Source organism: Nisaea sp. (assembly GCF_039990255.1).
In the GTDB taxonomy this organism is placed as follows: Bacteria; Pseudomonadota; Alphaproteobacteria; order Thalassobaculales; family Thalassobaculaceae; genus Nisaea.
Genome location: NZ_JBDXGG010000008.1, coordinates 21,550 through 46,968, shown reverse-complemented (window position 1 = coordinate 46,968; position 25,419 = coordinate 21,550). Strand labels below are relative to the sequence as shown.

Sequence of the window (25,419 nt, the reverse complement as noted above, 5' to 3'; positions counted from 1 at the left end):
TTCCTGTCTCCTACCGGAAAAGCTCGAGGCGGTTCTTGACACGCAAAGTGCGAAAAGCCCCGAGGCTGACCGCGACAAGCAGAACGAGTCCCTGGATCAGCGGCTGGAGCAATGGATCGATAGACAGAATCCGGAAGTAGAATGAGATCACCCGGAGGATCAGGGCTCCGACAAGCGAGGCGATTGCCCCGCCCACACCGCCCAGAAGCGACGTCCCACCAAGGACCACGGCCGCAATCGAATTCAGCGTATAGGCACCCGCCTGACTGATATCGGCATTGCCTGACGAGGTCTGAATAGTGAGATACAACCCACCGCAAGCCGCAAAAAAACCGCCGAGCGTAAAGGCGACGAGTTTGGCCCGGTCAATCGGCAGGCCGGACATAAAGGCCGCCCCTTCGCTGGAGCCAATGGCGTATACGGTGCGCCCCGTTACGGTTCTTCGGAACGGGAGCCAGACCCCGAACGCGATCACAATCACGAGAATCAGTGGCACGGGAATCCAGGCGATCGGCTGGAACCACGCAACATCCGGATCGAAGAAACGATAGGTGTCAACAAGATCCCAAAGCGCGTTCGTAAAAGCCCAACTCAGGTCGTCATCCACGTTCCCGCCGGGCTTCGGCCGGATGAAGAGAGCGAGCCCCATTGCGACAGCCCCGGTGGCGAGTGTCACGATAATGGGCTGTAACCTTCCATAGACAACGATGACCCCGTTGAGCAGTCCGAAAGCAGCTCCGGAAGCAAGAGTGAGCAGCCCTCCGACGACCATCTGGAGAGGACTGCCGTGCATCAGTTCGGAAGCGATGACGTTGGTCAGCGTCATCACCGCACCGACGCTGAGATCGAGCCCGCCCATCAGGACAGGTAGCGTCTGCGCCATGGCGACGAAGATAATGGCAACTGACTCATTTGTGTTCTGGATCAGGATCGCCGATGAAAACCCGCGCGGATGCATGACGTTGTACGTCAGATAGAGAACCGTGAGCATCGCCAGCGCGCCAAGGAATGCCCTGTTCTGACGAAAAGCAGCCGCGAACGCCCCCGAAACACCGCTCATACCGCAGCCCTCTTGCTATCCGTCAGCCCGATATTGAGCGAGGCGCCGACGATTGCCTCCTCGGTCAGCTCATCGCCCTCGAGTTCGGCAACAATCGCGCCGTCATACATGATGGCCACCCGGTCGCAGCAGCCGATAAGTTCATCGTAGTCGGTCGAGTAAAAAAGGATCGCCTTGTCCTGGCCGGCCAGGTCACGCAGCAGACGGTAGATCTCCTGCTTGGTCCCGACATCAATGCCCCTGGTCGGATCGTTCAGCAGGATGACATCCGGGTCGGTCATCATCCATTTCGCGATCACGACTTTCTGCTGATTGCCGCCAGACAGTGTCGCAACCGGATCTTCTTCCCTGCCAATCTTGATCTGCAATGCGCTGATCCCCTCCGCAACCGCCGCCCTTTCCTTCTCCCGGTCAATGAAGATCCCGTTCGAAACCCTCCCAAAAGAGGCCGCAAGCAGGTTGTCCGCGATCGACATCGGCAACATCAGCCCCTCCGTCTTCCGGTCTTCGGGCACGAGCGCAATCTTCCGGTTTTTGGACTTCGCTTCGGCGGGCGAGCCACAGATGGCCGAAACCTCTCCGACCGTCGCCGTGCCGCCGACATTGCGCAGAACACCGAACAGCGCCAGAAGCAGCTCTTTCTGTCCCTGACCGTCCAGTCCGCCAAGACCGACGATCTCACCCTTCCGAACCGTCAGGTCGACACCCTTCAGCCGATGTCCCCAGGAAAGCTTTCCGACGTTCAAATGCGGCGGTCCCGCTTGGCGTTCAGGCTTCGGCGGGAAATAGCTGCTGACCTCCCGGCCAATCATCAGCCGCACGATCTCGCTATCGGACCGGTCACCTTTCGCAAAGGTCTCGACATGCTGTCCGTTGCGGAACACCGAAAGGGTGTCGCAAAGTTTCTCCACCTCGTGCATCCGGTGCGAAATGAAAAGGCTGGCGACATTCTCGGCCTTGAGCTCGTCCAGCAAACCATAGACGGTTTCAACGTCGCGGCTCGTGAGAGCGGAAGTCGCTTCATCAAGTATGAGCACCTGCGGGTTCTTGCCCAGGGCCTTTGCGATTTCGACCATCTGGCGCCGCGACAAACTGAGATCACGCACCAGGGAGTGCGGGTTCACATCCTCGCAGCGGATGCGGGCGAGTAATTCCTCGGCACGCCGGCGCTGCGCTTTCGCATCGATCAGACCGAAGCGGCGCGGCGGGTCCGAAATGGAGATATTGTCGGCGACGGACAGGTCCGGCACGAGAGAGAGTTCCTGAAAAATGCAGACGATGCCCGCCGCTGCGGCTTCCGCCGGGCTGGCAAATTGGACAGCCCGCCCGTCTATCTCGATCTTGCCCGTGTCCGGTTGATGAACACCCGAGACAACCTTGATGAGTGTCGATTTGCCGGCGCCGTTCTCTCCAAGGATGGCGTGCACCGAGCCAAGCCGGCAGGAAAAGTCGACATTCGCGAGCGCCCGGGTGCCGGAGAAAAACTTAGACACATTCGTGAGTGTCAAATGCGGCCCTGCGGCGGCGCTGTGTGCGTCCCGGCTCATATGATCCCCGATCCGATTTTCAGACAGATGAAACTGTGCGAAAAAGGGGTGTCCGCCACTGTGGCGCACACCCCGAGTTTGCCTTTTTGGGCAGGCTAATTCACGTCCTTCTTGGACTGCGCCATAATCGCAGGTCCGGAAATGTTCACGCCGCAGGGCGGGAATTCGTTCACGGTGAAAAAGTTGTCCGGCAGATCAGTCCAGAAATTCACGCCGTCCTTAAGCTGATCATAGGTTGCGATCGGAAGCGGCACCGAGATGAGCTGCGGCATGACATTGCCTTCCAGCGCCGAGACTGCCGCCTTCATAGCGATCGCGACCAGTCCGGGCGACTGACCGATCGAAATCCCCTTTAGTCCTGCATCGGAGAATTTCGCGATCAGCTTGCGGTAACCGTTCTCCGCTTCACCGGCAATCGGAACCATCGGATGTCCGCTATCCAGCATCGCCTGGACGACACCGGTGGTTCCCCCCTGGGCGGCAATACCATCGAACTCACCATGAACGGCAATCGCATCGGCAACGACTTTTTGCGCCGTCCCGTCGTCCCAATTACCGACAACCGAGACTCTCTCCCACTTGCCGCCAGACTCATCAAGCACTTGGTTGATCCCGATCGAACGGTCGCGATCGACGGAGTTGCCCGGCAAGCCACGAACCTCCAGAATCTTGCCAGCCATCGTCCCATTCTTCGCCAGCTGATCAACCACCCACTTGCCATACATACGGCCCATTTCAAGCTGGTTCTCGTTCACCTGCATGACCTTGTCCGTATCGAGCACGTTGTCGAACGGCACCAGAACGACATTGTTCCGGTCGGCCAGGCGGATCACCCGGTCGAAGCCCTCGGGCGACACCGCGATGGTGACAATGGCGTCATAACCCTGGTTGATGAAGTCTTCGATGGCGCCGAGCTGGGCCGGCGCGTCGGTGCCGGTCGAGACAATTTTGAATTCGGAGATTTTGTCCTTGATCGACGGGTCTTTGGCATAAGCCTTGGCGGTTTTGACCATCTGGATGCGCCAGGTGTTGCCAACGAAGCCATTCACGATCGCGACCTTGAACGGGCCCTTGCGGGCGTCCCACTGAAAGTACTTGGTCGATGCTTCCCATGGGGCGAAGCAGGCCGGCTCAGCGCCGGGCCCCTGCACCACCTTCGGGCCCGCTATTCCAAGCGATGCCGACATTATCACCCCGGCGATAGCGAGCGATGCAATACCGAACGATTTCATGCGTTTCCTCCCTTTCGTGCGCCTACGCGCTTTTGTTGGGCCATTTTCCTGACCCCTTTTGTCCGGGCTAAGCCCGGTTTGTGCCCGGGTCTTGCCCGGAGCCGTCTTCAGCCTTCCGCCGAGCAACCCGCAAAATAGGACCTGAAGTTCTCGAGGCCGAAGTTGAGATGCGACTGGGCGTGAAACTGATAGGCGATGCGATCCCGCACCTCGAGCGCCCCAATGACTGCGGCATGCTGGTCATATGCAGCAGATCTGCCGTCCCTGTTGCTCTTGCCCAGCACCATGATCTTGATGATCACCGGCTTCATAATTCTGTAAACGTCGAGCGCCGAGCGGTTACCAAGAACGGACATCAGGCGGATATGGAACCGAAAATCGAACTCGGATGCCTCCTCGAAATCATCGGCATCACGCATTGCCGTATTAACCTGGGTCATCTCCTCAATGTCGGCGTCGCCGATCTGCTCAAGCAACCGATCGACCGAGGTGACTTCCAGCAAGCTCCGGAATCCCTGAACATCCGCGAAACTCTCGCGGGATACTTCGATCGTGTTGAAAGAGAAGAGGTCGAATACCCGCTCCATCCGCTGATCGATTATGACGGCACCTATTTTGGGACGCACTTCGACGATCCCGTATGCCTTAAGCATACGCATGGCTTCGCGCACTGTGTTACGGCTCGTCGAAAACAGATCGCAAAGCTCCCGCTCGGACGGCAGTTTGTCGCCGACAACAAGGCCACGGGAGTCGATCAGTTTCCGAATGCCGGAGACAAGATCCTCAACGACTGAACCGCCGAGGTTCTGGGCATGACCCGAGCGCAACGCCTTCTCCGATAGTGCCGCTTTCATCAAATTACTCGCTCCGGAGGGCCGAGGCCTTCCCCCTTGAAGTCGTTCATGATTGTTTATTTGTTGGACCAGATTTTTGATATCGGAAAGAAGATTACCGAGTCAAATGCAATATTGGATTATTTATTCTGATTTTATCTAGGTTTTTGAATTTCAATAATCTTTTTGGTTGGGCAAAATTACCTATACGCGCATTAACGAAACCACCGATTAGATGCAAACCGTTAAACTTCTGATTCTGATGGCGTCCTTTGCAGGCGAACCCAGAGCGATCTCTCGGTCACTCCGGAAGAACGCATAAAAGGGTGTGGCCGATGCAGCTCTGTCGAACACCTACGGCTTCTTGAATGCCTTAAGTGCTTCTGCCAGCTCCGGGCATGATTTGGCATGCTCATCAGGCGCAATTCCGGCACGTGCGGCCTCCGCTGCCTGACGGAAGGCAACGACCCCAGCTGAGACGCCCATGGGGTGACTCATGATGCCGCCGCCAGCGCAGAGCAGGAAATCCTGATTTCCGAGTTGCTGGGCTGTCGGATCAATCTGCCAGACGGTCTGCCCCGACGAGAAAACCGGCAAAGCGCATCGCTCCGTTCCGGGAAGCGGGATCTGGACTGACCGTGCCGCTTCCATCACAACCTCGTCCGGTTCGGTGAATTTGTTGGCGAGACCATTCACGTGGATATGGTCCGCCCCGGCCATCCGCCAGATCTTCTGCATTGCCGGAAACGCGACGCCGATATCGGGCGAACGGGAAAACAGGCCCCAGCCATTGCGATGACCGTGGATAGGCAAGGCGGTCCGCTCGCGCAGGAACTGGAGGCCTGTGATGCCAATCCAGTTAAGCGAGACCATCGCGCAGGTGGCACCCAGCTTTTCAAGCATCTCCGCATGCCGGGCCATGGCATCAATTTCGTCGGTAATATTGAACGCATACATAACCTTGCGGCCCGCACGCTCCGCATGAGCGTTTAGCACCTGCATGACTTGCCCTGCACGTTCGGCAAGCGGACATCCCGGCCCGTTTGCCTGAAGCTCGTCATCCTTGATGAAATCCAGCCCTGCATCTGCCAGATCTCCCGCCAGCTTGGCAGTTTCTTCCGAAGTCAGGCCAATGCTTGGTTTGACGATGGTCCCGATCATGGGCCCTTCGGAAACGCCCATGAGAGAACGCGTTCCCGCAACGCCAACAGTCGGGCCGCGATTGGCTGCGGCGAACTCCGCCGGAACATCCAACGAGACCAAACGGATTGCCGATAGCTCAGCAAGCTCGAAGAGGTTACCGGCAATAGTTGCCATTAGGTTCGGCAGCGAAGAGCCGATATTGTCCATTGGCCAGCTTATGGTGACCCGCCCCCGTTCGTAACGCTCTCCGCTCAGGCGGCATGGCAATGACGGACTGCTCGCCTCGCCGGTCATTTCGATTTCTTCGACGCGGGCTGCCGAACGAGTGCGCAGTTCATCCGTCTCGGCAGCCAGTTTGACGAAGGTTCCGGTGGATTGCTCGCCAGCGGCCACGGAGGCGGCGCGTTCAAGACCGACCGGGGTCTCGATGTCATATGTTGCCGTGAACCGTTTGCTCATGATCTTTCGCCTCCACCGTCTCGGATCCACCCGAAATAGTCCTGGGATCCCATCTGTCCGCCCTTCAATGCGATCTCCAGGCCGTCCAACCCCGTGTTCGATCTGGCGCGGCATAGCGCAGCACCGGGTATGGTAGGAGACACAGCCTCAAGCGCGAAAACCCCGAGCTCGCCGCACACAAGACCGGAAGTGTCACCACCGGAGACAACCACGCGGCCAAGACCTGTATCGTCAATCAGGCGCTTTAATATGCGGCCGAGGGATTGGCCCAACAGGGTGTTCGCCACAGCTGGATCCGTATCGGAAGCGCGCAAAGCCGCCACGGCAGGATCGTCCGGTCCCTCTGCCGAGAAAACCAGCGGGATCAAACCTTCTGAAAGCGCCGATTTCGCCCCGTCGATGGCCGCCAGTTCCGCCTCGGCTCGCCCCGCTTCGCCCGAACATATCTTCAGGACATCAAGGCGGATCGCGGCAAACCCGTTTTGCCGCGCCCATCCGATCTGTGCCGCCGTAATCGGAGAGACAGATCCGGATACCACAGCCATTCTCGACGTCGGATCAAGGCTTTTCGGCGGTGCGTTTTCGGTCAGCTTTCCAGCTTCCAGAAAATGGGCAACCAGAGCATATTCGATCCCCTGCGAGCCAACGACGAATCGGTTCTTCTGCCGCCCTTCCCAAAGCAATCTGCCAACAATACGTTCGTGCCGGTCATCAGACATATCGATCGTGCAAATGCCCGCATCGCCCTGCCTATCCAGACAGGCACGGAGTCGGGCAGGATCGGATAATCCGTTATGGTCCAGGCAGTAAGTCTGAATATCGGTTTGTTCGGCCAAATGCAGAGCAACATCAGCCTCTCGCATTGGCGTTACCGGATGGCGCGCCATCACCGGATGCCGATCGAGCCTGTACACTTCGCTCCCTGCGCCGCAGAACAGATTGCCGAAAATCTGGTAACGCTGCATGCGCGGAGCGGCGGTGACTACGGGTACAGCGGACGCTCCGAATTGATCACAAGCCAGCTCAATGGCTCTGCCGATCGAGCCGATTCGTGGCGATGAGTCGAGAGTCGAACAGATTTTGTAGTGAACAAGCGCTGCTCCGGTTCCATCCAGAAACGCATAGAATGACGGCAGATTCTCAGCCATCCACTCAGGCGGTTGCGCCCGTGCCATAGTCGCGATACCGAAAGCCTTGAAACCCTTGCTAACGGCCAATTGTTCCGGGGTGGGAGTGTCGAGGAACAGGATTGACGGCATGCCTGCGAACGTCAGAACTTCCATGACGGCCGCCGCCCCCGTGAAATCGTCGCCAAGCCAGACGATCTCAGGTTTGTCTAGGTCACTGGTGATATCCGCGCCTCTCATATATCATATCATTATACCAGTTGGTGAATTAGGCGGTTTCCCAAAGCGCGTCAAGGTCCGGCCTTATGTTGAAGACTACCGTGTGTTCCGGGTAGACATGGGAGTCCCTATAACCGAGGAATCAGATGCCAGCAGAAGAGCAAGCCGGAAAATCGGACCAGATCGTCCGCCTGAAACTCTCAGAACAGGTGCTCGACAGACTACGCTCCATGATCGTTGACGGCGAATTAAAGCCGGGCGACAAGGTTCCGTCAGAGCGAGCGCTGATGGAACGCTTCGGCGTCGGGCGGCCAGCTGTTCGCGAAGCCCTGCAATCCCTCCAGAACCAGGGGCTGATAACCATCACGCATGGCGAGCGAAGCCGTGTGAACGAGATTTCTCCAAATACCGTTCTGGACCGGAGCGACGACGTTGCGCGGCTCCTACTTGATTCTGTTCCAGCCAACCTCGAGCACCTCAAGCAGGCACGACGTATGTTCGAATTGGGGGTCGTTCGAGCCGCCGCCGAGAAAGCGACGGCGCAGGATATCGCGCGGCTGCAGACATTGCTTTCCGAGCAAAAATCTCACCTACCCCCCGCCGCAGAAGATCGAGCATTCATCGAAGCGGACATGCGGTTCCACACCGCTATCGCGGAGATTCTGGGCAATCCGATCATTGCCGCTGTGTCCGGCGCTATGTTGAGGTTGCTTCTTGAATATCACGTGTCGCTTCTGCACTGGTCAGGCAAGGAAGATGTCACGGTAGACGAGCATGAAGGGATCATCGCAGCTCTGGCTGCCAACGATCCGGACAAAGCTGCCGACAATATGAAGATGCATCTGGACCGGTCACAAACTCTGTTCGCACCCAAACCGTCCGGCGTCTGACCACCCGGCCTCGCGCTCCCTATTCATCCAGAACAGCGGTGACCCACGGCAGGCGGTCGCGCCAGCGCGATGGCTGAATTGACGGCTTTTTCTAACTGGTATAATCATTAGCCAAGAATATGGAATGGGGCCCATATGACAATCGATAGAAATGTCAAAATCTACGGAACGAGCGAGGCGCCGGAAGAAGCGCGGTCCGTGCATCTCGGCCCTTTGTCATTTCTTTGTTCTACAGAATCGGTGCGACGCATTTGCTGGCGCAACACCGAGCTTGTCCGTGCTGTCACCTGGCCCATCCGGGACGAGAGTTGGGGAACCTATGCGCCGGAGATCCTTCAAGAAGCGCATCAGGAAACAGACGGCACATTCAAGGGAAATCTGAAATTCTCGGTCGCCGATGGAGGATTGAAATGTTCTCTTTCGATCCACGCGACGAGCGCAGGCGAGCTTCAGCTAAGTCTTAAAATGACGCCGAAGAATGGTCCATTTTCAACAAATCGGGCCGGTTTCACAGTCCTTCACCCAATCAGGGGAATTGCCGGCGCGCCATTGACCGTCACTCATTCCGACGGCAGCGAAGAACGAACAGAGTTCCCGCGTCTCATCTCTCCGGGCCAACCGGTCTTCGACATTCAAAATCTGACATACAGCCTCGGTGGCAAGACCGCGATGATTGCGTTCTCCGAAGAGGTCTTCGAGATGGAGGACCAGAGGAACTGGTCCGACGCGTCCTTTAAAACCTACTGTGTCCCGCTGGTCCATCCCTTCACCTACACGATCGACGGATCAGTAACGCAGTCCGTACACATCTCGCTATCAGGTGCGAGCGAGGCTACGGGCGGGGAAGAATCCGGCACCGAATTGACCGTCCGTCAGTTGGAAGAAAGCGCCCCGGGCATTGGCCTCGTGGTTGAACCGGGCTGGGCCGATACCAGCGAAAACCTTCTACCGGGTGCCCTCGGGCATATACGTGCGCGCGTCAGTTCGGCGGATCAGGACGATTATTTGGCGCAGCTTTCAGAACTTGCGAAGGGCCGGGAACTCGACCTCGAACTGGTGCTTTCCGAAGACGACACACCATCAGTCGCTCTGGAACGCTTTCGGCAGAAAGCACTCTCGGCCGGATTGGCTCCCCGAAGGATTGTCGCTCTGCGGGACGGGTACCTTGCGAGCCATCAGCCCAGCGGTCCATGGCCGGACGGGCCGGTGCCGTCAGAGGTTGTTTCGGCGTCGCGCGCGGTTTTCCCGGATGCGCTGATAGGCGGCGGGATGCTGACCAATTTTACCGAATTCAACCGCTGCCGGCCCGCCCCGGAGCTCTGCGATTTCGTCACACACGCCAATACCGCGATCGTCCATGCCTGCGACGACCTTTCCGTTTGCGAGACGCTGGAGACCCTGCCGCAGATTTTCGAGAGCGCACAGGCTATTGGCAAAGGCAAACCCTACCGGCTCGGACTTGTTTCAATCGGTATGCGTTCAAACCCTTATGGCGCCGCAGTCGCGGAAAACCCGGAACAGGTCCGCAGGACGATGGCCCGGGAAGACCCGCGCCAACGCGGCCTGTTCGCCGCCGCCTGGACTGTCGGTGTGCTTACTGCGACCGAGGGCAAAAAGGTCGAAGCTCTTTGCCTTGCCGCTCCAAGCGGGCCGTTCGGTATCGTCTATACGCCGCAACCCTATTCGCAGGCCTTTTACGACGAGGCGCCGAACGCGTGTGTCTATCCACTCCATCACGTCGTCAAAACAGCCTCCGCAATGGCCGGAAACAGGCGACTGAGCATATCTGGCTTACCGGAGGGCGTCTTTGCTTATGGCGTTGAATTGGCGACAGGCCCGCGACTTATGGTCGCCAACGTCTCGCCCGGAAAAGCAACCGTCCACCTCAAGCAACCGGGCCAGGTCACAATTCTCGACAGCAGTACATTCATAGCCGCAACAACGCGCGCGGACTGGCTGGACATAGCGCCGCGTCAAGATGCGATGCAATTCGAACTCGAAGGTTTTGCCGTGGCCTTCGTTGAATAAACACAAACAAAAAACCGGCTATAGGGAGGAAGACAATGAAACGGGGAATTACGCGAAGAACATTATCGGCAGTCGTCGCATCGGCGGCCATCCTGGGAGCCTTCAGCCCTGCATTCGCGCAAAGCGCTGCGGAACGGGCCGTTGAAGCGGCGAAACAATATTCCGGGATCACGCTCAACGTGTTCTACGAAGCCGGCTTGCAGCCGCTGGACCCGAAAAATTTCACAGGTCCGATGTGGGAGAAGTTGACCGGCATCAAGATCAACGTGATTGAGTCGCCCATCGATCAGATGTTCACCAAGACCATGCAGGCTCATCGGGCAGGGTCCGGCGCTTATGACGTTCTGAACGTACTGCCGAACCAAATGCCAGACCTCGCCTTGGCTGGCGTGCTGGAGCCTCTCGATGCATTCGTCGACAAATACGATTTCCGTAGCGAGCTAGACAAGATTGCGCCGGTCTATCGCGACAACCAGATGAAGGTCGAAGGCACAATCTACGGCTTTCCGGACGATGGCGATGTTCTGATCCTGTATTACCGCCGCGACATCTTCGACGATCCCGCCGTAAAGGCCGAGTTCAAGTCGAAGCACGGCTACGACCTGGCGCCGCCCAACACCTGGAAAGAGTTCAGCGAAATAGGGCAGTTCATCACCGACAAGTACGGCCCCAAGACCTATGGCGCCGGTATGCTGCGTCAGCCGGGTAATGCACAGTTCATGTTCCAGGAACGCTTCCGCGTCGAAGGCGGCAAGTTCTTCGATCTCGACACCATGCGGGCGACTGTCAACTCGGACGTCGGCGTGAAAGTCTTCACGGAGCTGGTAGAGGAAAACAAATGGATGCCGCCCGGAGTCGAACAGTGGGGCTTCGGCGAAGCATTCAGCGCCTTCCTTGCAGGCGACATCGCCATGACGATCAGCTGGCCGCCGGTCGGTCGTTGGGCAGCGGGTTATGGCAAGGGTACAGAAGCGCTCAACTGGATTCCGGAAACCAAGGTAGCCGACAAGATAGGATACGCACTGCCGCCTGGCGGACGGCCGGAACTGGCAGCGGGTTTCTCACTCTCTGTCGCATCGGGCTCGAAGCACAAAGAGGCTGCTTATCTGTTTATCCAGTGGATGAATTCAGAGGAGATCAGCCTGCAACGGGTGCAACTGCCGTTTGCACTGCGTGATCCCTTCCGCACCAGTCACTTCGAAAGCGCGGAATATCGTTCTCGCTGGCCCAATGCCGGCGACTATCTGGATGTATTGAAGCAAGGTGCCGAAACCGGGTTGCTCGACCTTTCGTTGCTCCAGGTGGATCGCTACGAAGAGGCTCTCCGGCAGGGCATCAGCCGTCTCTGGGCCGGAGACGATCCAAAGACCATCCTCGATGATATGGCCGCTCAGTGGGATAAGCTGACAGACCGGATCGGGGTGGAGAAGCAAAAGCGGGTCTATGCCGACTGGGCAAGCAAGCCGAACGCTTACCCGAATTGATCCACACCAGTTGCACCGCCTGCAGAACCGGTTCTGCAGGCGGTCGTCTCTCATGCATGCAAGAGATGCCATGACCAGCCTCGCGCGCCACCTCGAACGGGACGCCGTCTTCAAGTATCTGCTGATCGCACCCGCGGTATTCATCATCCTGTTGATCGGGCTTTATCCTCTGATCAAGCTGGTCGTGACATCGTTCCAGGACATCTCGATGTTCGGCGAAGATACCAGTTTTCAGGGGGCGTTGAATTACGCCCGGCTGTTTGACGACGTGCGGCTCTGGGAATCCATTCTTCATACGGTGCTGTTCACCGCTGTCGCCCTGCCGCTCGAACTGCTTCTCGGTTACCTGCTCGCACTTCTGTTCCTTGAAAGGCTACCCCTGAAACAGGTGTTGATCGGAATCATCATCCTGCCGACAATCATTTCGCCCATCGTGGCGGGCTCGATCTGGCGCCTTTTGTTCGACCAGCGCTTCGGGCCGATCAATCAACTCATAAGCTGGCTTGCGGGCAGTGACGTCAAAATCCTGTGGACCACCGAGAGCCACCTTGTATGGCCCGCGATCCTGATCGCGGAAGTCTGGCAATGGACGCCATTCATGTTTCTGCTGCTCTACGCGGCGCTCTCCAACGTCGACCGCGAACAGCTTGAGGCGGCGCAGATCGACGGCGCGCCCTGGTGGATGACCTTCCGCCGCGTTGTGCTACCTGCAATCATGCCGGTGATGTTCATCGCCGTTCTCATCCGTGCGCTGGATCTGTTCCGCATCTTCGACGTGATCTGGACCATGACGAATGGCGGGCCCGGAACGATGACAGAGACAATCTCGATATACGCCTACAACATGGCTTTTCGTGAATTCGAGATCTCCTATTCCTCTGCAATTGCTTTCCTTGTGATCGTGATCCTGACGGTTGCCGTGATCTGGGCGATCCGGCGTGTGGAGGTCGACCGATGATCCGCTGGGACCGTGGCTGGCGGCTGTGGGTACGTGTCGCTCTTGCCCTCGCCGCAACGCTTATCTTCGTCTTCCCGGTCTTTTGGCTGGCGATGATCTCAATCAAGACACCGGACGACATCTATGCCTATCCACCGGTCTGGATTCCGTCGGAAATCCATTTCTCAAGCTATGTCACTCTGTTCCGTGATGGGGACGCGTGGTCAGTCTGGCATTCTCTGGTGACGGCCAGCGTCAGCACGGTTCTGGCGATGATCATCGGCACGATCGCGGCCTATTCTCTCGTGCGCTTCCGGACAGGAGGAGATCACCTGGCGATTTGGATCATCTCCCAGCGGATGATCCCACCGATCTGTGTTGCCTTCCCGATTTTCCTGCTGTTTGTCTGGTGGCAATGGGTCGATACCTATGCCGGGCTGATCCTGCTCTATACGGCATTCAACGTGCCCTACGTCACCTGGATGATGCGGGGTTATATCCAGGAAATACCTCTGGAACTGGAACAGAGCGCGCTGGTCGATGGCTTGTCCCGGTGGGCGGTACTGCGCAAGGTGGTACTCCCCATGGCGCGCGCGGGTTTTTTCGCCACCGCTGTCTTCACCTTCATCTTCGCGTGGAACGATTTCCTGTTCGCGCTGATTCTCACCAAATCGGAGGTCGTGACCTACACAGTCAAGGTCACGGGCTACTTCGGATCGCAATCGACCTTCTGGTCCAAGATCGGCGCCATGAGCATGCTGGGTGTTCTGCCGATGATGCTTGTCGTCGGTACGATGCAGCGCTTCATCGTGCGCGGCATGTCGATGGGCGCTGTTAAGGGATAACCAATGCCGGATTTGAAATTACACGATATCAACAAGTACTACGGTGATTATCATGCCGTAAAAGGCATATCGCTCGACATTTCGGAGGGCGAGTTCGTGGTGCTGGTGGGTGCCTCGGGCTGCGGAAAGTCGACGCTCCTGAGGTGTATCGCCGGGCTGGAAGAGATCTCCGACGGTGATATCGTTCTTGGCGGGCAATCCATCGCCCGGCTGGCGCCCAGGGATCGCAATGTAGCGATGGTGTTCCAGTCCTATGCGCTCTACCCCTATCTGAGTGTCTACGAGAACATCGCCTTCGGCCTGCGCGCGCGCAAGGAGTCAGAAGACACGATCAAACGCCAGGTCGCCTGGGCCGCAGACATTCTCGATATCGAGGCCTATCTCGACCGCCTCCCCCGCGAGCTATCGGGCGGTCAACGCCAGCGCGTTGCCATTGGCCGCGCCATCGTGCGGGATGCGGATCTGTATCTTTTCGACGAACCCCTCTCGAACTTGGATGCCAAACTGCGCGACGGCATGCGTGAAGAGATCAAGCGCCTGCACGAACGTCTCGGCAAGACCTTCATCTACGTCACCCACGACCAGATCGAAGCGATGACCCTGGCGGAACGCATCGTCCTCCTGCGCGATGGACACATCGAACAGCTCGGCAAACCGTTGGATCTATTCGAGAAACCCGACAATACCTACGTCGCCGGTTTTCTTGGATCACCGCCAATGAACTTCGTCGACGTAGTTGTCGAAGGAGGATCCGTGGTCCTGAAGGACGGCCAGCGCATTGAGGGATGTTCGATGAAGGATGGCGCCTATAAATGGGGTATCCGGCCCGAACATTTCAGCGCCCGTTCGGACGGCCCGTTATCTGTCACACTCGACGTCGTTCAGCCGACCGGCTCACGCGCCTATGGCTCGTTCGATCTAGCCGGCACTCATGCCTTGGCCGAGCTCGGCGCCCATGTGGGCGATGCCGATGCAAAGGACATTCGTTTGGCGGTCGCGCTTGAACGCACGAGTTTCTTCAATCGGGCGACCGGCAATGCGGTAAGCCCCGCATAACCGACCCCATCTCCGAGCGCCTAAGGTGCGGCTTCCTGTGCCAAAGCGATACGGGCCTGAAGGCGGCTTTGCGCCTGATCAATAATCACGGCGGTCACAATCACCAGTCCTTTGATCACCATCTGCCAAAAGGACGAGACGCCCATCATGACGAGGCCGTCCGAAAGGATGCCGATCACGAAGGCGCCGACGATGGTGCCCCAGATCCGCCCCCTGCCGCCGGACATCGACGTCCCACCGAGCACGGCCGCCGCGATGGCGTTCAGCTCGAAAAATTCTCCCGTGGCGGGATGTGATGCCTTGAGTTGCGAAGCGATGATCAACCCGACCAGCGCCGCCATCAGTCCCGAGAACATGTAGACGAAAAGTTTTACGCGATCGACGCGGACCCCGGATAAGGCCGCACCGCGCTCGTTACCGCCGGTGGCATATATGTGCCGGCCCAGTGGTGTGCGGCCAGCGATGTAGGCGGCGACGCATGCAGCAGCGACGAGCATCAGAATCATGACGGGAATACCAAAGAATGATCCCGCTCCGATGAATGGAAAACTGTCCGAGCCATATTCGGCAACACCGTTGAGGTTCGGGAAAGTCCGCCCTTCAGACAGCAAAAGCGACGCGCCACGGGCGACATAAAGCATCCCAAGCGTTGCTATGAACGGTGCCACATTCAGTTTCGTTATGACGATGCCGTTGATCCAGCCGACGAAGATTCCGACCGCGCAGACGATCAGAACGATCTCAAAGGTATTGAACTGGATCGACCAGCCGAGGCCCGGATCGATACCATAGAGCACGAGCCAGCCCGCGATCATGCCGGTCAAGCCCACCACTGAGCCGACAGAGAGATCGATGCCTCCGGTAATGATGACGAATGTCATGCCGATAGCCAAAAAGGCATTGATCGCTACATGCTTCGAAATCAGGACCGCGTTGGCCATGCTCAGGAAGTTCGGCGCTTCAATGGCAAAATAGGCGAACACCAGGACGAGGGCGACAAAGGTCCGTGCCTTTAGAAGCAAGAGAAGCCAGTTCAGGCTGCGCTTTTCTTCCGCGACCGCAATCGTGCTCATGAAACGTTCCTTTTTATCGAACTGGCATTTGGCGTCGCCGCCGCCATCAACTCTGCGGGATCGCTGTTCCGGCCAGATTCTTGTGTGATTTTGCCATCCGCCATAACGAGAATCCTGTCGCTCAGCGCCATCACTTCCTCAATGTCAGAACTGACGAAAAGAATCCCGATGCCATCTGCGGCAAGAACCCGCATCGTGCGGTAAATCTCCGCTTTGGCCGCAATATCGATGCCGCGCGAAGGCTCATCCAGAAGCAGGAGTTTGGGGCGGGTCATCAGCGCTTTGCCAATGACGACCTTCTGCTGATTGCCCCCGGAGAGCGAGGAGACAGGATTGTCGGGTCTCGAGACCTTGATCGTCAGGCGCTTTATGAATTCGAGCGCTCCCGCCGCCTCGTGCTTCAGACGTAAATGGAAGCCGGAGGTCGTGAAGTCACGCAGGGATGAAAGCGTCATGTTGTCTCGGATCGTCATGATCTGGACGAGGCCGTCTCTCTTCCGGTCTTCGGGCACAAGGGCGATACCGCGCGCGATCCTGTCTGCGACCGTCCCCCCGCGAAGTTCCTGATCCTCGACGAAATAGCGGCCGGATGATCCTGGGTGCAGCCCCATTACACATTCGAGAAACTCTGTCCGCCCTGCCCCCATCAGACCATAGACACCGACGATTTCACCGCCGCTGATGCTCAGTGACACATGATCGACCACGTTTCCGCCGCCTCTGCTCGGCAGAACGACGTCTTCTGCCCGGAACACTTCGGCGCCGACTTCATGCGTGACCGACCGCGCGTAATCCTTGGACTTGTCGCCGATCATGGCCTGGACGATCCAGGGCAGATCCACCCCGGACATCTCGCGATGCCCGGTGATTTCACCATCGCGCAGAACGGTGATGTAATCGCCAATCCGGATCAGTTCCTCCAGCCGGTGCGAGATATAGACGATCCCCACGCCCTGCGCCTTCAGCTCCGCGATCAGACGGAACAGAACCTCGACTTCCGCAGATGACAGGGCAGACGTCGGCTCATCCAGAATCAGGATGCGTGCATTTTGCGACAGCGCCTTCGCGATCTCGACGATCTGTTGCTGACCCAGACGCAGGAAGCCCAGGAGAGATCTTGGATCGATATCCTGTTCCAGCCGTTTCAGAAGCGCCGCACTTCTCTCGATCAGCAGCTTCTGGTCGATATCGATACCGAAACGCCGGGGTTCACGGCCGATGAAGATGTTATGGGCAACCGATAGGTCCGGGAACAGATTGAGTTCCTGAAAGACGATGCCAATCCCATGATCGACGGCATCTTCCTTCGATCGGAAATCGACGGGTTCCCCATCTATGAAAATCTCGCCGTCCGTCAGCGTCTCCACGCCGGCAACGACCTTCATCAGCGTCGACTTACCCGCCCCATTCTCACCGACCAGAACGTTCACGGCGCCGAGACGAATGTCGAAATCCACCCCTTTCAGCGCTGTTGTGCCGGGATATACCTTTTTGGTACCGCGGATAGATAGCCCGATGGGATGCGCCTCGGTCATTTGGAAAATTCGACCATAACCGGCGTGACGACAAAATCGTCCGTTGGTTTCTTGAATGGAGCGACCCCGGTGAAACTGACCGTTTTGCCCATCAGCTCACCTTCTGGGACAGTCAGCCCCAACTTGATCCGGTCATTCAGGGCACGCGAAAGTTTGGCGAATTCGATCTGATCCCGGAAGTCGTCAAAATTGTAGAATGGCGCCACGTCCCGCAACGCGGTGCCCCGGATCACTGGGCCAAGCTGCAATTTGACGTCGGCTCGGCCATCCGAATTCACGTCAACAGCGACCCAACGGGCGCGCGTATCGAGCTTTGCCGCAATAACCACGCCTGCACCGCGTACCGGAAAGTTCCAAGCCGCACCTTGCCCTGCGCCGCGATTGCCGTGCGCTGCACCGGCGGCATCCATGTCGTCCGCTATCAATGTCCGCAGGCGTCCCGGGAGCAGAGCGCCGTCCCGGATAAGCGGCAAGAGCTTCGCCTCGAATGTCTGCTCAAGCCGAGCCGCGTTTCGGGCCGCGTCACCGCTCTGATCCGACGGGATCGCGGCTTCGCTCTTGGGCTTGTTCTCGACTATCTTGCAGCCGGACACCGTCAAGGCCATCGCGGCCATGAACGAGATCAGAATTCCCCTTTTTTTCACAAGGCCTCCCGCCTAAACAGGCCCGCGCAACATGCGCGGGCCAAACAAATTTGGAAGGATCAGTTCGAGAGCGCGAAGGTCTCAAGCCGGCCGGCATTCTCACTGTTGATCAGCACGCAATCCATAAGCTGCTTCTCATCAAGCCCGGTCGAGCCGGTCTTGATATATTTGTCAGCCTGGGTCACGGCGAGCTGTGCCTGCTGGTAGGCGGGCTGAAGTACTGTCGCCTTGATGCCGCCGGCGCGAATGGAATCCCGCACATCGTTCGAGCCGTCGAAGCCAACGACGATAACGTCCTTGCGGCCAGCCGCTTCAAGCGCCGCCCAGGCCCCCATGGCCATCGTGTCGTTACCGGAAATAACGCCCTTGATGTTCGGGTTGGCCTGCAGGATCGATTCCATCACCGTAAAAGCTTCGGTTTGGGACCAGTTTGCAGTCTGCCGAGCGACCATTTTCATGTCGGGGAACTGATCGATCACATCGTGGTAGCCCTGGCTCCGGATACCGGCATTGGTGTCAGATTCCTTACCGACGAGCTCGACATAGTTTCCTTCTTCGCCCATCAGCCGGATGAACTCCTCGGCGCCAAGCTGCGCGCCCTGATAGTTGTTCGAGACGATCTGGCTCACCGCAACGCCGGTCGCGGTGATCTCCCGATCGATCAGGAAGGACGGAATGCCAGCATCCTTTGCTTTCTGGACCGCCGCGACCGAGGCATCGGCGCCTGCATTATCGAGTATGATCGCCTTCACACCGCGCGCAATAACGGTATCGAACAGTTCGGACTGCTTGTTCGCATCATCATCGTGCACCAGGACAATCGTATCGTAGCCCAGCTCTTTCGCACGCGCCTCGGCACCATCGGCCTCTGCCTTGAAAAACGGATTGTCGTGACTTGGAGTGATGATGGCGATGGTATCAGCGAGGACATTTCCCGCGATCAGCGTTGACGCCAGGAATGCTCCTAAAAATAGCTTGCTCAATTTCATTTCGCTTCCTCCTCTGTTTTAAAATTTTCTGTCCCGAATATTTTCAACGGCAGTGTTTGCCCCGCCTGTTGACTAAAGAGAGTCAGTTTCCACTGTCCTCCCTTCGCTCGCTGAGAGATATGCCGCCTCGACGAGTGCCAGTGTTTTCAGATTGTCCTCTCCTGAGGTCTCCGGCGCCGTGCCTGACGCAAGGCTCTCGACAAAATGCTGCTGAATGGCAACGACGCTTTCCTGAATGTTGTGCCAGGGGCGCTCGGCCCAGTCGTAAAGCTCGGGAGCCACGGCGCGCTGCTCGGTCCTGCCGCCATTCTGGACCACCAGGCGGTATCCCGCCTCCAGCCGCAGCGTGCCGGTTTCGCCGTCGATCTCCAGAAGTGTCTCAGGAAAGGTTTCCGGGGTCCGCTGTGTGGCGTAAGAGCAGTCCACGACCGACGTCATTCCCGACTGATGCGTCATCAGTATAGTGGCAACATCCTCGCCCTTGATCTTCGGGTTGATCTTGCACGTTGTAGCGGCGACCCGCTGGACATCACCCATGATGGCCCGGGCGATATCAAGCACATGAATTCCAAGATCCTCGATGATGAAGCGCTCACCCTCGGCAAGATAAGGCTGTCCCGAAAACACGTCGTAGCCCGAGCGGAAACTGGCGCGGCAGAAAAACGGCGTGCCGATCCTTCCGGATCTTACGGTTTCGATCACCGCGCGCACTGCTGACTGCCAGCGGAAGTTTTCATGCACCATGAGTGTTTTGCCAGCCGCTTTCACAGCAGCAACCATGGCCCGGGCGTCATCGAGCTCGGTCGCGAACGGTTTCTGGCAGACGATATGCAGCCCCTGCGACGCCGCCATCTCTACCAAGGGACGGTGGGTTGGAGCCGTTGTGACGATATCGACGAAATCGAGCTGTTCTTGCTCCACCATCTCTTTCGCATCTTTATAGAGCCGGTCGATACCGAAGGCGTCGCCAGCGGCCGCGAGTTTGCTGCCGTCCCGATCGCACAATGCCTTAATTTGCGCGCCGGGAATCATGTTCCATGCGTGCAAATGGTTGCTTGCGAAAAAGCCGCAGCCGATGAGCCCCCCAGATAACATATGCAACCTCAGGTAATGCGCTGGATGCTGTCGGCGATTTCATCAGGTTCGAAAACGCGTTTCCAGTCATCTTTCATCAGAACCGGTTTTCCGAACTTGATTGCCAGGTTGCAGGCGTCCGAGAAAACGCCGTCAACGTGCCCGAAGGTTACCGCCGCGAGAATATTCATATGGCCAAGCAGAAAGTCCTTGGCCGCATCCTCAGGCACGCCCCGGGCCACGACTTCATCCAGAGCTTCCTTCATAACCGCCAGCAACGTGGCGCACACAGTCTCGGAAAGCCCAGGCTCGAGCAGAGCCATCTGCTCAACTGTTACACGGTAAGAGCGGGCAACCGGTGCATAGATCGCCTTTCCCACTTTCTCGCCAAGTGCGTAATGTTCGTCAGGCCCTTGCATCAACGCATTCACGATACCCTGCTTCGCCGCGATGCCGCCGAAATGATCGTTCCGCGCCTCCTGTGTCTCCTCATCGTTGAAGATTGGAGGATGGCAGGGATGCGTGACGAAGTAGGTCACGTCCGAACGGTCCGGCAGATGGCCGGCAAAGGGACCCGCAGCGTCCAGGCAAATCACCATCGCACCGGTTTCAATCTGGTCGATGATCGCATGCGAGACCGCCTTGATCGCCGTATCGGGTACAGCCAGCAAAACAACATCCGCGCCTTTGAGGGCCGCTTCCGCCGGGACGCAGTCCGCGCCGATTTCCGCTTTTACTCTTGCTTGTCCAGCGTCGGAAATCTCCACAAGCGCGACATCGAAATCAGTGCCCAGGAGGTTACGAGCACTTCTGATTCCCATTTTTCCGCCGGCGCCAAACAATGCGAGCTTCGCCACAAGTCATCTCCTCATTCACCTAACTGGTATGATAAGTATATCACCCAGTTAAGTGCTGAGCGCAAGTTATGTGTGGATATTTACGACGTGAAGCTTCGGCAATCACCGATCTGTAGTGAACGCCGAGCAAAATTTCGCCAATCCTGGGGATGGTTTCAGATCTTCTGTTCCACTGCGGCGATGACGACCCTTTAGTTTGATGTGCCTGCCCACGAACGCTCCGTGCCGGGCCCTCTTGCCATCCGCCGACCATGAGATCTCTTGGACCGGGAGACACTTCAATTGATACTCGAACCCGACCGATAACCAGAGGGAACGGGGGCCTTCGATCAAGTTTCGACGGCCGCTTCGGTCAAAAGAAAACGTCTTTCGACTTAAGACCCGATGCTGACATTATGTTGAAATGACAAGACGCCCTGCGGATTCGTCGGAAGGTTTTTTCTAACCAGTTGATATTATATTATAATTTGGCTGCGGGGGCTCGAATCTGCCTTTACCGAATGGGCTTGTTCCTTTGACCGGAAGCTGAAACCACCGAGCGTCAGCAGTCCGGTCGATATGGCTGTTCCTTGTGGAACGCTATCGTTGAAGCGGATTTCTTAATCGCCTCTTCCAGCCGTGGAAATTTCCTCCAGGATCATATCCCGCAACCGCAGTGCCAACCGGCTCAGCTCTCTGCTCTTGAGTGAGATCAGATGATACGGATTGATGACAATGGGCTCCTCAAGATCGAATGCGACGAAACGATCACCCGACTCTGACGGAGCGATCAGTTCAGCCACCTCTCGCGTCACCGGGGCGACGGCATCGGACGACGCCAGATAGGCAATCATTACCAGCAAGGATGTCGTATTGACGATCTCTCCCGGCAACGGAATGTCCCGAGATATGAACATATCTTCCACGGCTTGGCGCATCGGTGTGTGCGGAGCCTGTATGACCCATTCATAGCCTACGAGTTGCTCCGGCTTTAACGGTGTCACGCCGCCAATCAACGGATGACCTTTGCGCACGAGGAACCGAATGACCTCCACGCGTCCCCGATGTACAGCGAACTGCCTTGCATCGGTTCCGGGCGGAATACGCGAAAGCACGAAATCAAAGTCGCCGCGTCGCAGACCGGCAATGAGAGAGTCGCTTGGGGCGATATCAATATGAATGTCGGCGCCAGCGGCACTCCGCTTCAGTTCCTGAATCGCCGGAACGATAAACCCAACAGCACCGCCGGTGACCGACCCCACCCGAACCGTTCCGGCGCGCCCCGCAATTACGGCATCCGTTTCCTGAGCCGCCTGCTCCAGCCCCCGGAGCAGACCGTTTGCATTTCGCGCCAGGGTTTCTCCGACCAGAGTCGGCGTCATTCCCTTGGGGTGCCGGATGAAAAGCGGCGTTCCGATCGTTTTCTCAATGCCAGCGATCATACGGGAAGCAGCTGGCTGGGTCATGGCAAGCTGTTCGGCCGCGAGCGCGAGTTGCCCGGTTTCCGCGATTGCCTGGATGAGACGAAAATCCTTAAGTTGAAGTCGGTTTGCGTGAGAGAGCATAGAAGAGATATCAAATTTGATATGTTGTTTGTCAATCTAGTTATTTGGACAGCATGCAGAAGTTCTAATAAGGTTTGCCATGAGGTCAGGATTGAACCTGCCCATGCACGACCGTCGCCGTTGCGGATACACCCGGCGAAAACGGCGTTTTCTCAGGGAGGAACACATGAAGAAATTCGTAACCATGGTGGCTGCACTCGCGCTCGGTGCTGGCCTTTTCGGCGCGCCCGCCTCCGCCAGCGACAAGGGCACCGTCGGCATCGCCATGCCGACCAAGTCGTCCGCTCGCTGGATTTCCGACGGCAACTCGATGGTCAAGCAGTTCGAGGCCGCGGGCTATGCGACCGATCTGCAATATGCCGAAGACGATATCCCCAACCAGCTGGCGCAGATCGAGAACATGATTACCAAGGGCGTCGATGTCCTGGTGATTGCCGCCATCGACGGAACCACGCTCTCGAACGCTCTGGAAAACGCCGCCGCATCCGGAATCAAGGTCATCGCCTATGATCGCCTGATCCGCGACAGTGGCGATGTCGATTACTATGCGACATTCGACAACTTCAAGGTCGGTGTGCAGCAGGCCAGCTCCCTTGTACAGGGGCTGGAAAAAAGATTTCCCAGCACCTCCCCCTGGAATGTAGAGCTTTTCGGCGGCTCTCCCGACGACAACAACGCCTACTTTTTCTATGATGGCGCCATGAGTGTCCTGCAGCCGTTGATCGATGCTGGCAAGGTCAGCATCGCCTCCGGTCAGATGGGCATGGACACGGTCGGTACGCTGCGCTGGGACGGCGCGGTGGCTCAGGCGCGGATGGACAACCTCCTGTCAGCCCATTACACGGACAAGCAAATCCAGGGCGTACTGTCGCCGTACGATGGCCTTTCGATCGGCATCCTGTCATCGTTGAAGGGCGTCGGCTATGGCTCCGGCGGCTTGAAGATGCCGATCGTTTCCGGGCAGGACGCCGAGGTTCAGTCGGTCAAATCCATTCTTGCCGGCGAGCAGTATTCCTCGATCTTCAAGGATACGCGCGAACTGGCACGCGTGACCGTCGGAATGGTCGAAGCCCTGCTCCAGAATGGTACGCCCGAGATCAACGACACCAAGACCTACGACAATGGCGTCAAGGTCGTACCCTCATATCTGCTGGAACCACTCCCGGTCGATGCGTCCAACTGGGAAGAGCGGCTTATCGGCAGCGGCTATTACGAAATGAGCCAAATCAAGTAGCACCCGCCCAACGCATGTCGCTCCTTTCCGCTCTCAGTGGCGGGAAGGAGTGACTTCATGCCATTGCAAGGCCGAGTGGTACGATGACGACACTTCTTGAAATGCGCGAGATCACCAAGGAGTTCCCGGGCGTCCGGGCGCTCGACCGTGTGAGTGTTCGTGTCCGCCAGGGCGAGATCCACGCGATCTGCGGCGAGAACGGCGCCGGCAAATCGACCCTGATGAAGGTTCTGTCCGGCGTCTATCCCGTCGGCAGCTATTCCGGCGAGATCATCTTCGAAGACGAACCGGTAGCGTTTCGCGATATCAAGGATAGCGAAGACCGAGGGATCATCATCATTCACCAGGAGCTGGCACTCGTCCCGCAGCTCTCGATCGCAGAGAACATCTTCCTGGGCAATGAACGCGCCCGCGGAGGCAGAATCGATTGGCACGCAACCAACCAGGCGACAGAGGGGCTCCTCGCGAAGGTCGGTCTCAAGGAAGCACCGACCACACGGGTTGAGCGGATCGGAGTCGGAAAGCAGCAGCTGGTGGAAATCGCCAAGGCGCTCTCTAAGGACGTCAAACTGCTGATCCTGGACGAGCCGACGGCCGCGTTGCAGGAGAACGATAGCCGCAGGTTGCTGGACCTCATGCTTGAGCTGAAGGAACAGGGTGTCACCTGCATCATCATTTCCCACAAGCTCGGTGAGGTGCGTTATGTCGCCGACAGGGTGACGGTGATCCGTGACGGCCTGACTGTCTCCACGCTGGATGTTGACGAGGACCTGAGTGAAGACAGAATAGTGCGCGATATGGTCGGCCGTGACATGACCCACCGGTTTCCGGAACATGCCCGCGCGCCGGGCGAAATACTCATGGAAGTCGAAGGCTGGAATGTGTGGCATCCCGAACATGCCGAACGACGTGTCATCAAGGACGCATCCTTCACGGTCCGTCGGGGAGAGGTTGTTGGTATCGCAGGTCTCATGGGGTCGGGCCGAACCGAACTCGCCATGTCGGTCTTCGGCCGCAGTTATGGTCGCAACATAACTGGTCAGGTCAGGCTCGACGGCAAACCGATCGATGTGAGCACGGTGGACGCGGCAATCAAAGCCGGGATCTCCTATGTCACGGAGGACCGCAAGTCACTTGGCCTGATCCTGGACGAGCCTGTCCGGTTCAACACAACACTTGCCAACCTGGATGACGTGTCTTCCTTCGGCGTGCTGAACCGCAACGAGGAGACACGGGTGGCGCAGAACTATCGTACCGCCCTTGGCATCCGGACACCCTCGGTTTTTCAGAAGGTGGTCAATCTCTCCGGCGGCAATCAGCAAAAAGTGGTGCTGTCGAAATGGCTAAACACCGAACCCGAAGTCCTGATCCTGGACGAGCCGACACGCGGGATCGATGTCGGCGCCAAATACGAGATCTACACGATCATCAACAAACTGGCGGAAGAGGGAAAAGGCGTCATCGTGATCTCGTCGGAGATGCCGGAACTCATCGGTATGTGCGATCGGATCTACGTGATGAACGAAGGCTCGCTCGTCGGTGAGCTCGCCGCAGCGGACGCCAACCAGGAGCACATCATGTCGCTCATCGTTAATGAATAATACGGGGA

21 protein-coding genes are annotated in these 25,419 nt (G+C 57.7%); 8 read left to right on the top strand and 13 right to left on the bottom strand.

The genetic code is table 11. The features are described from left to right. Window positions 1–10: 10 nt before the first annotated feature. The 6 genes from ABJ076_RS07825 to ABJ076_RS07800 form a co-directional block, all read right to left on the bottom strand. Complete coding sequence (locus ABJ076_RS07825) at window positions 11–1,060, bottom strand: ABC transporter permease (protein WP_348188923.1); 1,050 nt, start codon at window positions 1,058–1,060, stop codon at window positions 11–13. Further along, window positions 1,057–2,607, bottom strand: a complete 1,551-nt coding sequence (locus tag ABJ076_RS07820; protein ID WP_348188921.1) for a sugar ABC transporter ATP-binding protein — start codon at window positions 2,605–2,607, stop codon at window positions 1,057–1,059. The genes ABJ076_RS07825 and ABJ076_RS07820 overlap by 4 nt, the downstream gene beginning before the upstream one ends. A gap of 95 nt (window positions 2,608–2,702) precedes the next feature. Further along, a complete protein-coding gene (locus ABJ076_RS07815) occupies window positions 2,703–3,839 on the bottom strand; it encodes a sugar ABC transporter substrate-binding protein (protein ID WP_348188919.1) in 1,137 nt (378 codons plus the stop codon). 107 nt (window positions 3,840–3,946) lie between these two features. Next, complete coding sequence (locus ABJ076_RS07810; protein ID WP_348188917.1) at window positions 3,947–4,693, bottom strand: GntR family transcriptional regulator; 747 nt, start codon at window positions 4,691–4,693, stop codon at window positions 3,947–3,949. Between the two features lie 333 nt (window positions 4,694–5,026). Continuing rightward, a complete protein-coding gene (locus tag ABJ076_RS07805) occupies window positions 5,027–6,274 on the bottom strand; it encodes a ribulose-bisphosphate carboxylase large subunit family protein (protein WP_348188915.1) in 1,248 nt (415 codons plus the stop codon). Then, window positions 6,271–7,641: a four-carbon acid sugar kinase family protein gene (locus ABJ076_RS07800; protein ID WP_348188913.1), complete on the bottom strand. Its 1,371-nt coding sequence runs from the start codon at window positions 7,639–7,641 to the stop codon at window positions 6,271–6,273. Before ABJ076_RS07800 ends, ABJ076_RS07805 begins: the two co-directional genes overlap by 4 nt. 125 nt (window positions 7,642–7,766) lie before the next feature. Between ABJ076_RS07800 and nanR the strand changes: the two genes are divergently transcribed. The 6 genes from nanR to ABJ076_RS07770 all read left to right on the top strand — a co-directional run bounded on the left by nanR (window position 7,767) and on the right by ABJ076_RS07770 (window position 14,860). Further along, a complete protein-coding gene (gene nanR, locus ABJ076_RS07795) occupies window positions 7,767–8,510 on the top strand; it encodes a transcriptional regulator NanR (RefSeq protein ID WP_348188911.1) in 744 nt (247 codons plus the stop codon). 135 nt (window positions 8,511–8,645) lie between these two features. Further along, complete coding sequence (locus ABJ076_RS07790; RefSeq protein ID WP_348188909.1) at window positions 8,646–10,538, top strand: hypothetical protein; 1,893 nt, start codon at window positions 8,646–8,648, stop codon at window positions 10,536–10,538. A gap of 35 nt (window positions 10,539–10,573) precedes the next feature. Continuing rightward, a complete protein-coding gene (locus tag ABJ076_RS07785) occupies window positions 10,574–12,022 on the top strand; it encodes a sugar ABC transporter substrate-binding protein (protein ID WP_348188907.1) in 1,449 nt (482 codons plus the stop codon). A 70-nt stretch (window positions 12,023–12,092) separates the two neighbouring features. Next, window positions 12,093–12,980: a sugar ABC transporter permease gene (locus ABJ076_RS07780; protein WP_348188905.1), complete on the top strand. Its 888-nt coding sequence runs from the start codon at window positions 12,093–12,095 to the stop codon at window positions 12,978–12,980. Beyond that, entirely contained in the window at window positions 12,977–13,804 is an 828-nt protein-coding gene (locus ABJ076_RS07775; protein WP_348188903.1) for a carbohydrate ABC transporter permease, read from the top strand. The genes ABJ076_RS07780 and ABJ076_RS07775 overlap by 4 nt, the downstream gene beginning before the upstream one ends. Before the next feature lie 3 nt (window positions 13,805–13,807). After that, window positions 13,808–14,860: an ABC transporter ATP-binding protein gene (locus ABJ076_RS07770; protein WP_348188901.1), complete on the top strand. Its 1,053-nt coding sequence runs from the start codon at window positions 13,808–13,810 to the stop codon at window positions 14,858–14,860. 20 nt (window positions 14,861–14,880) lie between these two features. Here ABJ076_RS07770 and ABJ076_RS07765 read toward each other — a convergent pair whose 3' ends face one another. The 7 genes from ABJ076_RS07765 to ABJ076_RS07735 form a co-directional block, all read right to left on the bottom strand. Next, a complete protein-coding gene (locus ABJ076_RS07765; protein ID WP_348188899.1) occupies window positions 14,881–15,933 on the bottom strand; it encodes an ABC transporter permease in 1,053 nt (350 codons plus the stop codon). After that, window positions 15,930–17,468, bottom strand: a complete 1,539-nt coding sequence (locus tag ABJ076_RS07760) for a sugar ABC transporter ATP-binding protein (RefSeq protein WP_348188897.1) — start codon at window positions 17,466–17,468, stop codon at window positions 15,930–15,932. Before ABJ076_RS07760 ends, ABJ076_RS07765 begins: the two co-directional genes overlap by 4 nt. After that, window positions 17,465–18,112: a DUF2291 domain-containing protein gene (locus tag ABJ076_RS07755; RefSeq protein ID WP_348188895.1), complete on the bottom strand. Its 648-nt coding sequence runs from the start codon at window positions 18,110–18,112 to the stop codon at window positions 17,465–17,467. The genes ABJ076_RS07760 and ABJ076_RS07755 overlap by 4 nt, the downstream gene beginning before the upstream one ends. 59 nt (window positions 18,113–18,171) lie before the next feature. Then, a complete protein-coding gene (locus ABJ076_RS07750) occupies window positions 18,172–19,101 on the bottom strand; it encodes a D-ribose ABC transporter substrate-binding protein (RefSeq protein ID WP_348188893.1) in 930 nt (309 codons plus the stop codon). 72 nt (window positions 19,102–19,173) lie between these two features. After that, complete coding sequence (locus tag ABJ076_RS07745) at window positions 19,174–20,196, bottom strand: Gfo/Idh/MocA family oxidoreductase (RefSeq protein WP_348188891.1); 1,023 nt, start codon at window positions 20,194–20,196, stop codon at window positions 19,174–19,176. Between the two features lie 8 nt (window positions 20,197–20,204). Continuing rightward, the gene (locus ABJ076_RS07740) at window positions 20,205–21,032 is read right to left on the bottom strand and encodes a phosphogluconate dehydrogenase C-terminal domain-containing protein (protein WP_348188889.1); all 828 of its coding nucleotides are present in this window, start codon (window positions 21,030–21,032) and stop codon (window positions 20,205–20,207) included. Between the two features lie 599 nt (window positions 21,033–21,631). Further along, window positions 21,632–22,576 carry a LysR family transcriptional regulator gene (locus tag ABJ076_RS07735; protein ID WP_348188887.1) on the bottom strand — a complete coding sequence of 315 codons (945 nt, stop codon included), beginning with the start codon at window positions 22,574–22,576 and terminating at the stop codon, window positions 21,632–21,634. A 166-nt stretch (window positions 22,577–22,742) separates the two neighbouring features. Here ABJ076_RS07735 and chvE point away from each other — a divergent pair, with 166 nt between their 5' ends. Both chvE and mmsA read left to right on the top strand, forming a co-directional pair. Next, entirely contained in the window at window positions 22,743–23,810 is a 1,068-nt protein-coding gene (gene chvE / locus ABJ076_RS07730) for a multiple monosaccharide ABC transporter substrate-binding protein (RefSeq protein ID WP_348188885.1), read from the top strand. 83 nt (window positions 23,811–23,893) lie between these two features. Further along, a complete protein-coding gene (gene mmsA, locus ABJ076_RS07725) occupies window positions 23,894–25,411 on the top strand; it encodes a multiple monosaccharide ABC transporter ATP-binding protein (RefSeq protein WP_348188884.1) in 1,518 nt (505 codons plus the stop codon). Window positions 25,412–25,419 lie beyond the last annotated feature (8 nt).

Excerpts from the sequence above, each read along its gene's own strand:
- chvE (WP_348188885.1), top strand. The coding sequence starts at position 22,743 with ATGAAGAAATTCGTAACCATGGTGGCTGCACTCGCGCTCGGTGCTGGC.
- ABJ076_RS07735 (WP_348188887.1), bottom strand. The coding sequence starts at position 22,576 with ATGCTCTCTCACGCAAACCGACTTCAACTTAAGGATTTTCGTCTCATC.
- ABJ076_RS07790 (WP_348188909.1), top strand. The coding sequence starts at position 8,646 with ATGACAATCGATAGAAATGTCAAAATCTACGGAACGAGCGAGGCGCCG.
- ABJ076_RS07785 (WP_348188907.1), top strand. The coding sequence starts at position 10,574 with ATGAAACGGGGAATTACGCGAAGAACATTATCGGCAGTCGTCGCATCG.
- ABJ076_RS07820 (WP_348188921.1), bottom strand. The coding sequence starts at position 2,607 with ATGAGCCGGGACGCACACAGCGCCGCCGCAGGGCCGCATTTGACACTC.
- ABJ076_RS07775 (WP_348188903.1), top strand. The coding sequence starts at position 12,977 with ATGATCCGCTGGGACCGTGGCTGGCGGCTGTGGGTACGTGTCGCTCTT.
- ABJ076_RS07815 (WP_348188919.1), bottom strand. The coding sequence starts at position 3,839 with ATGAAATCGTTCGGTATTGCATCGCTCGCTATCGCCGGGGTGATAATG.
- ABJ076_RS07765 (WP_348188899.1), bottom strand. The coding sequence starts at position 15,933 with ATGAGCACGATTGCGGTCGCGGAAGAAAAGCGCAGCCTGAACTGGCTT.
- ABJ076_RS07745 (WP_348188891.1), bottom strand. The coding sequence starts at position 20,196 with ATGTTATCTGGGGGGCTCATCGGCTGCGGCTTTTTCGCAAGCAACCAT.
- ABJ076_RS07750 (WP_348188893.1), bottom strand. The coding sequence starts at position 19,101 with ATGAAATTGAGCAAGCTATTTTTAGGAGCATTCCTGGCGTCAACGCTG.
- ABJ076_RS07780 (WP_348188905.1), top strand. The coding sequence starts at position 12,093 with ATGACCAGCCTCGCGCGCCACCTCGAACGGGACGCCGTCTTCAAGTAT.
- mmsA (WP_348188884.1), top strand. The coding sequence starts at position 23,894 with ATGACGACACTTCTTGAAATGCGCGAGATCACCAAGGAGTTCCCGGGC.
- nanR (WP_348188911.1), top strand. The coding sequence starts at position 7,767 with ATGCCAGCAGAAGAGCAAGCCGGAAAATCGGACCAGATCGTCCGCCTG.
- ABJ076_RS07810 (WP_348188917.1), bottom strand. The coding sequence starts at position 4,693 with ATGAAAGCGGCACTATCGGAGAAGGCGTTGCGCTCGGGTCATGCCCAG.
- ABJ076_RS07770 (WP_348188901.1), top strand. The coding sequence starts at position 13,808 with ATGCCGGATTTGAAATTACACGATATCAACAAGTACTACGGTGATTAT.
- ABJ076_RS07760 (WP_348188897.1), bottom strand. The coding sequence starts at position 17,468 with ATGACCGAGGCGCATCCCATCGGGCTATCTATCCGCGGTACCAAAAAG.
- ABJ076_RS07805 (WP_348188915.1), bottom strand. The coding sequence starts at position 6,274 with ATGAGCAAACGGTTCACGGCAACATATGACATCGAGACCCCGGTCGGT.
- ABJ076_RS07825 (WP_348188923.1), bottom strand. The coding sequence starts at position 1,060 with ATGAGCGGTGTTTCGGGGGCGTTCGCGGCTGCTTTTCGTCAGAACAGG.
- ABJ076_RS07800 (WP_348188913.1), bottom strand. The coding sequence starts at position 7,641 with ATGAGAGGCGCGGATATCACCAGTGACCTAGACAAACCTGAGATCGTC.